Below are 14,169 nucleotides of genomic sequence, written 5' to 3' on the forward strand. Positions count from 1 at the left end.
TCTCAAAAAACTTTCTTTTTAAGTCATCTCATCTATCACGTTAGCTTTAGCACTCAGCCACCGCCCTCCCAGCACACAAATCGATAAGCCCATAAAAATCAATCCAGCACCGAACATTTCCGGCTCAGTCATCCCCTCTCCCAGCACCAAAGACGCAGTGATCAGACCAACGACGGGAATCAACAGTGCAAAAGGTGTCACCGTGGCAGCCGGGTAGGTTTTTAGCAAATACCCCCAAAGAGCGAACGCAAGCAATGTCGACAGGTAACTGACATACCCAAGCGCGAGCCAGATATCCAGTTTGGCAGTGCTCATCAATATCCAAGGCTCCGACGATTCTGTCAGATAAGACATCAGTAACAGTGGGATGGGCGGGATCACGCAGACCCAGACCATAAAGTGCAACAAATTCACACCTTGCATCCGCTTCATGATGGTATTGGCGATCCCCCAGCAGAACGCCGCTGCCAGAATCATACTCAGGCCGAACAAGGTGATATTGCCATCGCTTTCAAGGAAGAAAAGACCGAAACCGACGATAGCGACCAACATACCCAGTGCCTGATAGCGGCTGATGACTTCTTTATAAATCAGAACACTCAGTCCAATTGTGAAGAAAACCTGAGCTTGTAAGATCAGAGAAGACAGCCCAGCAGAGGCATCCGCTTTCATGGCCATAAAGAGTAAACCAAATTTCAGCACACCCAGAAAAAGACCAACACCCAGCACATGCCATACCGAGGTTTTCGGGAAAGGAACGAACAGCACTGCCGGAAATGCCACAACGGCAAAACGTAAGGCTGAGAACAGTAAAGGCGGTAATGCCTCAAGGCCGACTTTGATTGCTGAAAAATTGATACCCCAGATAAAGACGACAATCAGGGCCAGGCCGATATCTCTCGATTTCATGCGACAACTCCTTTTTCCACATGTTCAGGCTTGATGGACAACAAACTCCCCTTTCCCCACAGGGATTAAACAAGTGGTCAGCCCTTCTTGTTGGTTCAAGACCGACATGAAGTCGACCAGCTCGGCATGATGGGAAATCGCGTTGTCGCAGATCAATACGCCGCCAGAAGATAAACGAGAGAGAATGGGTTCGATATAACTCAGATAAACCGACCTGTCCGCATCGAGAAAAATAAGATCAAAGCTTTCTTCAGTTTGATTCAGATATTCACCCGCATCGCCCTGTATCTGAGTGATCCGGTCTGCAAGTCCGGCACGCGCGAAATTCGCGGCGGCCATTTCCGCTTTTTCAGATAGCTTTTCAATGGTCACAACCCGGCCTGTGGCCGGAAGCGCATTCGCCAGCCAGAGGGTGGAATAACCATTGGATGTACCGATTTCCAGAACCCGCTGTGCACGCACCGACTTCACCATCACCGCCAGAAACTCACCGGTATCGCGCGTAATATTCAGCAGTTTTTTTGCTCTGTCTGTTTCCGAAGCATCGTTTCGGGTGCCGTGTGCTTCAAGTTCCAGTAATAAATCTGATAAAGCCATGTTTCCCTCCAAAATTTGAAACTGTCCATCAATGACAGTGCATTCAAATATGCACAACCGACCATATCAAGAGAACAGTTCTTGAGCAATCTCTGTCTGGAAACAAAAAAAGGCTGCACAAGGCAGCCAAGCATCACAACTAATTGGGGGTTCATCCCCCCATTCTTATACCGTTCAACATCTATCTGCTCACTGGCAGAGAAATGTATCAATAGAAGATAACGACCAACAGCCACACAACATTAAATGCCAAGTGAAAAATCAAGGCTGTTCGCGACATGGTGCAATTTGCTTTTCCTGATAACCACACATCACCGGATAAGCTTTCGCATGACTGAGTTCGGGCTCAACCATCAGGACATGATCTTTATAGTGACGCCAGGTGTATTCCGCCATACGAACACAATAGGCAGGATTGGAATCTGCCGTACACTGCTTTCGCGCACGGATCAAAGCAGACATTTCCACCTGACACACGCCGACTTGCGCCACATCCTGATAAAGCTGCTCACAGAGTGCGAGTTGTGTTTGTCCCGATTGGGCAGGTTGCACCTGCTGCACTAAATGACGGCTGATATCCCGCCAATGAACTTTTGGCGAGGCACACGCCATCAGCATTGCAGCCAACTGAACAATCAACAGCCATCGTATCCACATCTGTGCTCCCTCTCCCATTTCAGCCTCTGAGACGACATGGGTATCAGGCGACCATTCAGCTGGGGTTCATAAACAGACGTTTGTTCAAAAAAAGAAAGCATCAAAAAGCCATGCAATCGCATGGCTTTCAGGAGCGCTGATGGCGTTCAGGATCCGCTACCCTCTGGCAACAACCGGATGTTCAGATGTGTGATATGCCTTCTTTAATTCAGCCAGGGCCGTTTTCGGGCCAAGAATCAATGAGAGGAAAGCAACGCCTCCCAGCATTAAAACACTGCCAACAATCGGCCCGACAATAAAACTGTAAAAACCAAGAAATGGCAGATACACCGTATAACGCAGTATGACCAGCAACAGGGTCTTCATGGGTTGTAACTGATTCATCATATTTGTCTCCATCAACTAAAATTGAGCGCGCTCATTTATGGTAATTTGAGCGCACTCATTTTTCAACCTTCTGACTAAACCTTTTGATTGGTATACGTTATGATATCTATTCTGTTTGACGATCCCCGGCAACAAGACGATGAAAAAAAGAGAGCAAACCCGCTTAAAAATACTGGATGCAGCCTGGCTGCTATTTCGGGAAAACGGATATCAGGACACGACAACACGCCATATTGCTGAACAAGCTGGCGTTGCAGCGGGAACGGTGTTCAGTCACTTTCCGAAGAAACTTGATTTACTGAAAGCCGGGCTGACCTCGCAAATCGATGAAGTGATTGACCATGCCGAATCGGAACAGCCCGACGGATGCCCGCGCCTCAAGCTACTGCATTTCGCAAAGCACCTTTATACGTTTTACTGTGAGGAATCAGACTTCAGCCGGGAATTATTCCGGGAACTGATCTGGCAGCAGAAAGAATTTGAACAGCAACTGGACGGATTTCGTCACAAACTCTTTGTGCAGACTTCTCAATATGATGCCTGCAAAGCTGCCGTGATGATGGACTGTTATTTTATGACGCTGGTTTCAGGGCTGAATGCTGTGCAACCCGACGCTGCCCGAATGCTGAAACAATTGGAACGCAAACTACAAACGTTTGCCTGAAAGGCACTGCCTGCAGACAACTCAGCGCAAAACTTGCCGGCGTGCATGGGCGACTGCAATCAGCCTTTTGGAAAGAACAGATCTTTTCGAAGGGTCGGCCTGCTCTAAATCCCGCAGCAAACGCGTGATTTCCCCATCCAGATACCGGGCATTTTTGGTTCTGATCAGCGAGCGAATGACTTTTTCTGCATTCTCCGGCAAGGGTTGTGACATTGCCCACTGATAACTGTAGTTTTCCGGCTGAGACGGAGAAACACGCGAACGGGGTTGTACCGGAACAGGTTTTGCCGTGACGTCTTCAGTCCGGCCGATCCTGTCGACGTACCGCTCAGCCATCGGCGTGTCCAATGCAGGGAGCATTCCCGTTCCGTATAGCTTCGGCCCCAGAATCCCTGCCTGCTCTAATGCAGCTTCACGCACGAACACACTGGCAGCCCGCTTTCCTTTCTTTTCAGTGTCGGTGTAATACACCGCAGCGAAATCTTTCGCCCGGGTTAATGCCACATAGGCCAGACGGCGCTCTTCCTCATGATCGGTTTTCATATCCGAGGCCGCCGGATTACGATAAGGAAACGCATCACTGTCCCAGAAAGGTAAATAAACCCGGCTGTATTCGCAGCCTTTAGCCCGGAAAATGGTTGTCACCTGCAGCCGCGTCCCCTGATCTCGTGTGGGGTTTTGCTTATCCTGCGGACGCTGCGATTGTGCTGTGTAAAATTCAAAATATTGCAGTGCTTTCTCGCAGCGCTGATCCATCGATTCTAAGACGGTAGACACAGCATCCAGCCGGTCGATCGCTTCTTCGATCTCGCTGGCTGTCGCTTCCGTTTTCCAGATCCAGGCATCCAAACCACTTTCACGCCGATACTGCTCAAACACATCCACCGCTTTTTGCCCGCCTTTACGGGTGATGCGATGTAAAAGTCCCAGCCGTTCAATCAGCGTATCCAGCTTCAGATTCGGATACGCCTGACCATATCGCTCGGCAAAGCGAACCCAGTCGGCGCTGCCATATTTTGCCAACTGATCACACAGAGGTTTCAGCGATTTATTCGGAACAAAGCAATGCGGAAACGACAGCAGTTGAAACAGCAACGCAGATTTTTCCTGATCACTTCCCTGATTCAACCGACCGGTTGCTAATTGCATGACTTCCATCAGCAACCGGACTTCTCTGCTGTTTGCCAGCACAGAGGGGACCGGCATTTCATAAGGGATCTGCTTACTCAGAAAAGCCAGCTCAAACATGAGTGTCTGCGACCAGCGGCGCACCAGAATTACGATGTCCGAGGGGTGTCCCCCCTCCTCCAGATACCTTTGGATATTGGCGACAATCTCTCCCACCTGACGTGGGGAGCCCGTCAGATTCACCTGAGTATCTGTCACGGATTCCGCCGGGGTTGTGAGAAAGTCTGAAAACCGGGCCTGATTATGGGCAATCAGATGACTCGCCGCGAGCGCCAGGCTGTGGCCAAACCGGAACGTCTGTGACAGGGTATAAACCGTTGCAGGTGCAAAATCACGCTCGAAGTTCAGCATGAACTGTGGCGCACTGCCCCGCCAGGTATAAATACACTGGTCGACATCCCCGACGGCTACCAGTTGCGATTCCTCGCCTAACAATTGCTTGAGTAAGCGATACTGTGCGTTGTTAATGTCCTGAAATTCATCCACAACCAGCAGACGGCAGGACCGCTGATACCGCACTCTCAGCGTTTCATTTTGCGCTAGCAAGCCAACAACCGTCACCAGCCAGTCATCAAAAAACAAAAGTTTCTGAGCTTTTCTAAGTTGCTCAAACGCCTGATACGCATCCACGATAAAACGGTATTCGCCGCTGATGCCTGCCATCGAAAAGACTTCACCGGGCGGCAGCATGTGCGCCTTGACCAAGCCGACAAAACTCAGCAATAGCTCCAGCGTTTTAGGATCTTTATACACTTGCTGTTTCGTGTAAGCCGATTCTTTCCCAGCCATCTGGCGTAATACCTGCTTGGCCAGACTCTTGTCATTTTCGCCGGGATGAAAATCGACCCGATAGCCCGTTTCGGCCAGAAAACCGGACTGCTTGAGAACACTCAGGCAGAAGCTGTGAAACGTATGTACAGGCACAGGTTGCGTGATCCCTGCCCGTTCCAGTTTCTGGCGGAAGTCACGACGGATGTCACTATTGAACATCAGCACCAGCATTTCGTTCGGAGCGCGCTGTTGCAGCTGAGACGCCACCAGCCCCACTAATGTGGTGGTTTTACCTGTCCCGGCACCAGCGATACACAACGCATTTCCGCCATCATGCTGAATAAATCGCTGCTGCTCGGAAGTAAAATGGGTCATGTTCAGGGAGTCGCCTTTGCTCGGAATCAGAAACAGGCCGGGATTTTGCCATATTTTCATCTCAGGCACGACCGGGATGAACCGCTTTGCGATTTCCCCTGAAATTTCAGGTGCTGCTTTAAATTTCATCGGATCGAAAACCAACAAGGCAAACGTTTGCTTTTTTGCTGAAAGCCAAAAATACTTCTGCTATGATCAGCCACGCCTTCAGGGCATTGTTTGCCCCGGCCTGAAATTTTCAATGTATTGACTCTTGAAATAGGAACTTCGCCATGAGCCTTGCTGATCAAGTTCTCGCTGTAAATGATGATCTCCCAATCCGTACCGACCAGCCGGTTCACAGCGGAAAAGTCCGTTCTGTATACTGGCTGACTGAAGCTGACAGCCGCCGCTTGATTCAGGAGAAAGGCTACAATGTCAGCCCGGATGCACCGCTTGCAATCATGGTCATCAGTGACCGCATTTCTGCTTTTGATTGCATCTGGCATGGCGAAGGCGGTCTGAAAGGTGTCCCTGGCAAGGGCGCTGCACTCAACGCTATCTCAAACCACTGGTTCCGGTTATTCAGGGAACAGGGTCTGGCAGACAGCCACATTCTGGATATCCCCCACCCGTTTGTCTGGATTGTCCAGAAAGCCCGTCCGATCAAAGTCGAGGCGATTTGTCGTCAATACATCACAGGTTCCATGTGGCGTGCTTACGCCAACGGTGATCGTGAATTTTGTGGCATCGCTGTGCCGGATGGTCTGCAAAAAGATCAAAAGCTGCCTGAGTTACTGATCACCCCGTCAACAAAAGGCATTCTGCACGGAATTCCGGGTGTACCTGCCGTTGATGATGTCAATGTCACCCGCAACGACCTGCTTCAGAACTTTGATGCGTTCAACTTCAGTCAACCGGAAGATATTGCTCATTACGAAATGCTGCTGAAACAAGGATTCAATGTTATCAGTGATGCGCTGGCACAACTGGATCAAATTTTTGTTGATACCAAGTTTGAATTCGGCTATGTCACGGATGCCGAAGGCCGTGAAAAAATGATCTATATGGACGAAGTCGGCACCCCGGATTCTTCCCGAATCTGGGATGGCCCTGCCTACCGCGAAGGCAACATCGTTGAAAACTCCAAAGAAGGATTTCGTCAGCTGCTGCTGAATCACTTCCCGGACCCGGACATCCTGCTGAATAAAGACCGGATGGATGAACGTGATGCGCTCGCGCGGGATAATGCACTGCCGGAAGAAGTCCTGATGCAGGTTTCCCGGGTCTACACCGAAATTGCAGAAAAAATCACCGGCCAAGCCATTGCGCTGGGTGGCAACCCAAAAGAAGAAATCATTCAAATTCTGCGCAGCAAATACGACCTGATCGATTAATACGCCTTCAGTTGAGTATTCCAGGGCAGCATTTGCTGCCCTTTTTTATCTTTACAACATACTCAACTGGCAACAAATGCATTATTCCTCACAAAACCATCCCTCAAAAGCATTCACGCATCACAATTACACTCTTTTGCTATTAAGGCTTTTTTGCTGTGCACCGACAATATAGGGACAAAAAATACAAAGCCGTAGTTGAGGGATCACATGAAGTTCAGCCATAAAATCGTTGCCACTTCGTCGGCAATCCTGTTTGCCGCCTTAGTCTTACTCTCTGTCATCCAGTACTTGCATACCAGGGACGATGTTCAGAAACTCGTCAACAATAGTATCAATGAGGTCGTTTCGGGGGTCAGTCAGACCTTAGTGACCGAAATCGCCAGCCGTACCAAACTCGCCAATATGACAGCGGACATGGTCGAATTAGATATGTCATCCGCCAGTATTCGCGCCGTCATCAGTCAACCCGTTTTGGCATCAACCTTTGAGCTGACTGGCGTGGGATTTGAACGCGACGGTTCTTATCTGATCAGTGACCCGAGCTGGAAACCTGCTGCAGGATGGGATCCGCGGAAGCGTCCCTGGTACATTCAGGCTAAAGAAGCCGATCAGATGATCATTACGTCAGCCTACCGTGACTCTGTAACCAATGAAATTCTGGTTTCTTTTGCTGCCCCGCTGAAACAACAGGGCCGCTTCGTCGGAGCGATTTTCTTTGATGTCAGCATGAGCAAAATAGCCAGTTTGATCAATCAGGCCTCCCTGTTCAATGCCGGTTTTCTGTTCCTGCTGTCGGATGAAAAGACCGTTATTGCCCATCCGGATAAAGCGATGAATGGAAAGACGCTGTCGGAGGTTTATCCGGGGATGAAGATGACAGACACGCCAGTGGATACAGTGCTGGACAATGAATCCGTGAATGTCAGTTTCCATCAGGTTGAAGGACAAAACCTTCAGATTGGTGCCGTCCTGAAGAATGATGTTGCTTTTGCAGCCGTGGAGCAGATCAAGCAGAACGCAATGATATATTCCACCCTCTTCATTCTGGTGGGATGTATTGCGGTGTTCCTGATGGTAAAGCGTCTCATGCGGCCGTTGGATCTGGTGAATCAGGCCATGAAGAGTATTGCTTCAGGTCAGGCCGATCTGACGCAGCGTTTGGATACCCGTGCAGAACCTGAATTTGCGGCGCTGGCGCATAGCTTTAATCAGTTCGCTGAACGGATGCAGCAACAGATCATTCGTTCACAGGATCTCAGCCGGGACATTATGCAGGGCACAGAATTAACAGCTGAAGGGGCAAACCGCTCTGCGGAAGCGATGAACAGTCAGTTACAACAGCTGGAACAACTGGCAACCGCAATGAATGAAATGGCTTCAACCTCAGCCAATGTGGCCGACAATGCGCAGAGTGCAGCCACCGCAGCCACCGCGGCAGAAGCAGCAGCGCAGGAAGGCAGTGACGTCGTCTCACGCACCTCCATATCGATTCATGACTTGTCCGATCAAATTGATCAGGCCGTCGATGTTGTCCGTGAACTGGAATCGGCAACGGGCAATATTGAACGCATTCTTCAGGTCATCAATGACATTGCGGATCAGACCAACCTGCTGGCGTTGAACGCAGCCATTGAAGCCGCAAGGGCTGGAGATTCTGGCCGGGGGTTCGCGGTGGTTGCCGATGAAGTCCGGACACTGGCGCAGCGCACACAGCAGTCCACCACAGAAATCCGCCAGATGATTGAACAGCTTCAGGCCGGGGCAACCACCGCCACCAGCACTATGGCCTTAAGCAAAAATACCGCTGGGAATACAGTCGCAATGGCGCAGGAAGCGGATGAAGCGCTGTCCCGGATTCGCGAAGCCATCCAGCAAATTAATGATATGAACATGCAAATCGCTTCTGCTGCCGAAGAACAAAGCCTGGTTGCCGAAGATATTAACGGCAACACCATCAGCATTAAGGATTTATCCGTTCAGGTCGCGGAAACAGCCAGCGATACCAGCATTGCAATGGAAACTCAAATTCAGAATGTTCGTGAGCAGAACGATTTGATGAGACAGTTCACGGTCTAATGCATCGAATGTTTCGTCTGAACAAAACGCCAGTCATGCTGGCGTTTTTTATCCGAGGGGATTGATGCCGAACTGGGCTTCAGAATGCGCCCCGTTGATAGATATGGTCAGCATACAAGTGGCCACCGATTTCATAGGCAAGCGGGATTTTTTCTTTCAGGGTAAAGCCACACTTCTCCAGAACGCGCTCTGAAGCAATGTTCCCTTCGGTCACCACAGCTCTCATCTGATGTAGCCCTTGTGTTTCTGCCCACTCAACCACAGCCTGCAGTGATTCAGTGCCGTAGCCTTTGCCATAAAATTCAGGCATCAGCAGGTAACCAACTTCCGCAATGCCATGCTCGACAAAAAAGCCAGTAATACCGACGGGTTTACCCGATTCTTTTTCCGCAATCGTCAGTGTTAACCATGCCCCACTCTCTGGTGCCCAGGGCTGAAGACGTCCCTGAAATTTGTCTTTTAAGTCATCTTCACCGGGCGCATCGAAACATTTTTCAATCACCAAGGATGTTGTGTGCAGCGCATGAAAGAGTGACCAATCCTGCTCCCGGATTGGTGCCATGATTAATTGTTGTGTTTCTAGTTTCATCCGAAAATCACATCCTTTTTATCTAATGAATCAGCAATATAACAAACAAGATATGAAACACCACACTTGATCTCGAGCAACAGATATGAAACCAGTCACTCACCCATTTCAAGCATCTGCAATCGATTGGCTGATCAGCACTTCAAAGACTTCCTTCTGGCCTGCTGGGATTAATTGTCGATGAATCTCCCGGCGCTTCTCCACACCATAGAATCGTTCAGCCAGCCAACCCGTCAGATACATCTGAGACAAGCATCCACCAGCCGTTGCGATATTGCCATTCACCACTAAAGGTTTATCCAGCACCTGTATTCCTTCGGCTTCCAGCGCTGTTTTGGCATCCGGATGTGTTGTGGCTGGCTGACCGTCCAATAAACCCAGACGCGCAAGAAAAAATGCACCGGCGCAAATGGAGCCAATCAATTGCTTGTCAGGATCAAGATGCAATGAATCCATAAACTCAGGATCCTTTAATGCTGCAGGCACACCCCGGTACCCACTACTGAACAGCACAGCGTCTGATTGTGACATCTCGGATAAATGCCCATCTGTTTTCACCACCATGCCCAGAGATGAGCGATGAGAAGATTTTGTTCCCAGTACTTTCACAGTCCAATCGGACTGACTTCTGCCCAGAATATCTCTCAGCAGAAAAAAATCGATATCCGTAAAATCATCAAAAATCACAATGGCGATTTGATACATTGGTATCCTCACAGCTTCAATGGCGGATGCTAGATCAACAGATTTCCCAGCGTTTCATCCCCGCGAAATCACTCAGTATTCATTTTTTGATCATTTCAGCTTGTCACAGCAGCATGACGCGTACTGATACAGACTTTCAGTCACCAGATGTAACAAAATATGAACAGAAGCAATATAACACAATAGCAATAGCGCGCATATTATCTGACCCTACTCCCTTCATGATCAGTCTATTTGCGAACACTATCGCGATGGTGTATTCGAAAGGAACAAAAAAGGCCAGCAAACGCTGGCCTTTGAATTGAATATACCTGTCTGTATTTTTCTTTAGAGCGGAGACTTCGCTGTGCCAGACGTTGACTCACCGCCAAGATCTGGTGCTGTCTGACCTTTACGTTTCAGACGCTCTTCCCAGTAGTCTGCGCCTTTGATACCCAGTCTCACTGGATCGAAGACATACTCTTTCACACCGGCTTTCTTCTGGGCTTCATAGTCTTTCAGTGCTTTCAGCGCTGGTTTCGCCATGAAGAAGATGATCAGAATGCCCACGATGTTCAGCCACGCCATCAGGCCTACACCAACATCACCCAGCGCCCAAGCCAGATCCGCGGTTTTCACTGCACCGTAGAACACTGATGCCAGCAAGAACAGCTTCAGGACAAACATCAGGCCAGGAACGTGAACGGTCCGGTGAATGTACGCAACATTGGTTTCAGCAATGTAGTAATACGCCAGAATTGTGGTGAATGAGAAGAAGAACAACGCAATTGCAACGAATGGTTTACCCAGACCAGGCATCGCTGTTTCAATGGCCATTTGCGTAAATACAGGGCTGTTCGCAGCAATGTCCGCAGGCAGGTTTTGAATCAGGAATGCACCTTCTGCGCCGTGAACGTTAAATGCACCTGTGATGATAATCATAAATGCAGTTGCGCTACAAACCAGCAGGGTATCGATGTAAATCGAGAACGCCTGAACGAAACCTTGTTGTGCCGGGTGATCAACCTGTGCCGCTGCAGCAGCATGAGGACCCGTACCCTGACCGGCTTCATTGGAGTAAACACCACGTTTTACACCCCAACCGATGGCAGCACCCACACCCGCCATTGGCGAGAAGGCGTCACCGACGATCGTCGCAAACACGGTTGGCACCATATCAATGTTCAGCAGGATGACCACGAAGGCAATCACGATGTAACCCAGCGCCATAAATGGCACCACAATCTGGGTAAAGTGCGCGATACGCTTCACACCACCAAAGATGATGAATGCCAGAACCACACAAACAATTGCACCCGTGATGATCTTCGCAGAACTGAATGTACCTAAAGTTGTTTCGATCATGTCACCGGAGCCGAATGCTGCAGCCACTGCATTACCGATACTGTTCGACTGAACGCCCGGCAGGAGCAGACCACAGGCAATGATGGTTGCAATGGCAAACACCCATGCATACCACTTCTGACCCATTGCTTTCTCGATGAAGTAAGCCGGACCGCCACGGAACTGACCTTCATCTTCTTCTTTATAAATCTGAGCCAGTGTTGACTCATAATAAGCCGTTGAAGCGCCTAAAAACGCAACAACCCACATCCAGAATACTGCACCCGGACCACCAAAACCGATGGCGGCTGCAACACCTGCAATGTTACCTGTGCCCACGCGGCCAGACAGAGATACTGCCAACGCCTGGAAAGATGAAATCCCTTTTTCTGAACTCTGTCCTGCGAACAGCAAACGGACCATCTCGCCAAAGTGACGAACCTGCATAAAACGTGTGGTAATGGAATAAAACAAACCGGCGCCCAGGCAAAGATATATCAATGCCGGACTCCAGATGATTCCGTTCATAAAATCGACCAATGACTGCATGTGAGTCTCCCTCTTATAGTCTGTATGGTTACAACTCGAGCAGTATAATACGCAGATTGTAACCTAATTGTTAAGAGTTTTATTTCATCAGCCCCGATACGGCCAAAGAAAGCACAAAATAACAACAAATCATCAACAAGCGGTTATTCAAACCATTTTTATAAAATGATGCAGATTTTACACCTTTGAATATTACTTACACCCTGTAATCATTTGTATAACAATTAACCAGCACTATCTGAAAAGATTTCAATAATGTGCAGTAAGTCAGCATAAAGCGGGTGATTACGCACACGGTTGTACAACACGCTGTATCTCAAGCATAAATCACAGTCAGGAAAAAGACGTATAAAATCTGCGCCTGCTCCGTTCAAAAACACAGGCGCAGACCCTGAGGGAACGATCAGCTGTGGAACGACAAACTGACGAGCTGGCGGGTATAGTCGGCTTTGGGTTCCTGAAATAATTGCAGGGTTGGCCCCTGCTCAACAACCAGCCCGTCCTTGAGCACCAAGGTATAATGACAGAGCGACTTCACCACATTTAAATCGTGGCTGATAAAAAGATAACTCAGCCCATACTTCTGTTGTAATGCTTTCAGGAGCTGCAAGACCTGATGCTGCACGGTTCTGTCGAGCGATGAAGTCGGTTCATCCAGCAAAATAAACTCTGGTTTCAGGACCAATGCTCTGGCAATCGCAATGCGCTGCCGCTGACCACCGGAGAATTCATTCGGATAGCGATAACGCGTCTCCGGATCGAGCTCGACATCCCGCATCGCCTGGCAGATCATTTCATCTGATTCCTGTTCAGACAGATTCTGCTGAACTTTTAAGCCTTCACCAATGATCTGCGCCACGGACATTCTGGGATTTAATGCAGAAAATGGATCCTGGAACACCACCTGCAACCGGCTTCGGTAAGGCAACATAGCTTTCCGGCTTAACCCGCTCAGTTCATTGCCATCAAAACGAATACTGCCTTCACTCTTCAGCAGTCTGAGAATTGCCATCCCTGTCGTTGATTTTCCCGAGCCACTTTCACCCACAAGGCCGACACTTTGTCCTTGCTGCAAGACAAAACTCACATCCGTGACCGCTTTGATATGACCGACGACACGCTTTAGAATTCCACCTTTCACCGGAAACCAGACCCGCAATTTGTCGATATCAAACAAAGATTTTTGTTCGCCCTGAACAGGAACCGGCTCGCCCGACGGATCGGCATGAATCAGTTTCTGAGTATACGGATGAGCAGGCGACTCAAAAATGGCATCCCGAGTGTTGGTTTCCACCAGTTGGCCGAGCTGCATCACCGCGACACGATCGGCAATCTGACGGACAATGCTGAGATCATGGGTAATAAACAACATGGCCATACCCATTTCCTGCTGCAACTGATTCAGCAGTGTCAGAATTTGCGCTTGGACAGATACATCCAAGGCTGTGGTTGGTTCGTCAGCAATCAGCAAATCCGGCTCATTGATCAGCGCCATAGCGATCATCACTCTCTGCCGCTCACCACCAGACAGCTCATGCGGATAGGCATTCATGCGTTGCTCCGGATTCCGGATCCCCACTTTTTTCAGCCAGGTCAGTGCCTTTGCTTCTGCAGGTTTTTGCCGCATGCCCCGGTGAATGGCAAGGGTCTCACAAAGCTGCCTGCCAATCTTATGGAGCGGATTGAGCGACATCATGGGTTCCTGAAAGATCATGCCAATCTTTCCGCCTCTCAGTCCTCTGAGCTGACGCTCGCTGCATTTCAGCGTATCCAGACCGTCATACAGAATCTCTCCCTCCAGATAACGCGCCGTCGCCTTGGGTAAAAGGCGCAGAATCGCATTAGCCGTGACCGATTTACCGGAACCACTTTCACCCACCAGTGCCAGCGTTTCTCCCCGCTTGATGGTCAGACTGACTTTTTCGGTCACAGGCCGTACGGTTTTACCACTGGCAAATCCCACGGATAATTGATGAATCGTTAGCAGTGCATCGCTCATA

The 14,169-nt window shown here is 49.4% G+C and carries 13 protein-coding genes; 4 read left to right on the top strand and 9 right to left on the bottom strand.

Features of this window, described 5'->3' with window-relative positions; genetic code table 11:
- Positions 1-18: 18 nt before the first annotated feature.
- The 4 genes from KDD30_RS07995 to KDD30_RS08010 form a co-directional block, all read right to left on the bottom strand.
- Positions 19-909, bottom strand: a complete 891-nt coding sequence (locus KDD30_RS07995) for an EamA family transporter (protein WP_211649372.1) — start codon at positions 907-909, stop codon at positions 19-21.
- Between the two features lie 24 nt (positions 910-933).
- Positions 934-1,506 carry an O-methyltransferase gene (locus tag KDD30_RS08000; protein ID WP_211649374.1) on the bottom strand — a complete coding sequence of 191 codons (573 nt, stop codon included), beginning with the start codon at positions 1,504-1,506 and terminating at the stop codon, positions 934-936.
- Positions 1,507-1,767: 261 nt separating this feature from the next.
- Positions 1,768-2,163: a hypothetical protein gene (locus KDD30_RS08005; RefSeq protein WP_211649376.1), complete on the bottom strand. Its 396-nt coding sequence runs from the start codon at positions 2,161-2,163 to the stop codon at positions 1,768-1,770.
- A 156-nt stretch (positions 2,164-2,319) separates the two neighbouring features.
- Positions 2,320-2,550, bottom strand: coding sequence for a hypothetical protein (locus KDD30_RS08010; RefSeq protein ID WP_211649378.1), 231 nt, complete (start codon positions 2,548-2,550; stop codon positions 2,320-2,322).
- Positions 2,551-2,689: 139 nt separating this feature from the next.
- On the opposite strand from KDD30_RS08010, the gene KDD30_RS08015 reads away from it, so the two are divergent.
- On the top strand, positions 2,690-3,214 hold the full coding sequence (locus KDD30_RS08015; protein ID WP_211649380.1) for a TetR/AcrR family transcriptional regulator: 525 nt from the start codon (positions 2,690-2,692) through the stop codon (positions 3,212-3,214).
- A gap of 21 nt (positions 3,215-3,235) precedes the next feature.
- Here KDD30_RS08015 and KDD30_RS08020 read toward each other — a convergent pair whose 3' ends face one another.
- Positions 3,236-5,608: an ATP-dependent helicase gene (locus tag KDD30_RS08020; RefSeq protein ID WP_371826073.1), complete on the bottom strand. Its 2,373-nt coding sequence runs from the start codon at positions 5,606-5,608 to the stop codon at positions 3,236-3,238.
- Positions 5,609-5,624: 16 nt separating this feature from the next.
- On the opposite strand from KDD30_RS08020, the gene KDD30_RS08025 reads away from it, so the two are divergent.
- From KDD30_RS08025 to KDD30_RS08035, 3 genes are all read left to right on the top strand, one after another.
- Positions 5,625-5,798 carry a hypothetical protein gene (locus tag KDD30_RS08025; RefSeq protein WP_211649382.1) on the top strand — a complete coding sequence of 58 codons (174 nt, stop codon included), beginning with the start codon at positions 5,625-5,627 and terminating at the stop codon, positions 5,796-5,798.
- A 22-nt stretch (positions 5,799-5,820) separates the two neighbouring features.
- The gene (locus tag KDD30_RS08030) at positions 5,821-6,924 is read left to right on the top strand and encodes a phosphoribosylaminoimidazolesuccinocarboxamide synthase (protein WP_211649384.1); all 1,104 of its coding nucleotides are present in this window, start codon (positions 5,821-5,823) and stop codon (positions 6,922-6,924) included.
- A 210-nt stretch (positions 6,925-7,134) separates the two neighbouring features.
- Complete coding sequence (locus KDD30_RS08035; protein WP_211645322.1) at positions 7,135-9,003, top strand: methyl-accepting chemotaxis protein; 1,869 nt, start codon at positions 7,135-7,137, stop codon at positions 9,001-9,003.
- 79 nt (positions 9,004-9,082) lie between these two features.
- Here the strand turns inward: KDD30_RS08035 and KDD30_RS08040 are convergent, their stop codons facing one another.
- The 4 genes from KDD30_RS08040 to KDD30_RS08055 all read right to left on the bottom strand — a co-directional run bounded on the left by KDD30_RS08040 (position 9,083) and on the right by KDD30_RS08055 (position 14,168).
- The gene (locus KDD30_RS08040) at positions 9,083-9,592 is read right to left on the bottom strand and encodes a GNAT family N-acetyltransferase (RefSeq protein ID WP_211645323.1); all 510 of its coding nucleotides are present in this window, start codon (positions 9,590-9,592) and stop codon (positions 9,083-9,085) included.
- Positions 9,593-9,700: 108 nt separating this feature from the next.
- Positions 9,701-10,297 (bottom strand): DJ-1/PfpI family protein, encoded by a 597-nt coding sequence (locus KDD30_RS08045; RefSeq protein WP_211645324.1) that lies wholly within the window; start codon positions 10,295-10,297, stop codon positions 9,701-9,703.
- Positions 10,298-10,624: 327 nt separating this feature from the next.
- On the bottom strand, positions 10,625-12,169 hold the full coding sequence (locus tag KDD30_RS08050) for a sodium:alanine symporter family protein (protein ID WP_211645325.1): 1,545 nt from the start codon (positions 12,167-12,169) through the stop codon (positions 10,625-10,627).
- A gap of 403 nt (positions 12,170-12,572) precedes the next feature.
- Positions 12,573-14,168, bottom strand: a complete 1,596-nt coding sequence (locus KDD30_RS08055; protein WP_211645326.1) for an ABC transporter ATP-binding protein — start codon at positions 14,166-14,168, stop codon at positions 12,573-12,575.
- Position 14,169: the final 1 nt, after the last annotated feature.

Origin of the sequence: Photobacterium sp. GJ3 (assembly GCF_018199995.1) — a bacterium.
Classification (GTDB): domain Bacteria; phylum Pseudomonadota; class Gammaproteobacteria; order Enterobacterales; family Vibrionaceae; genus Photobacterium.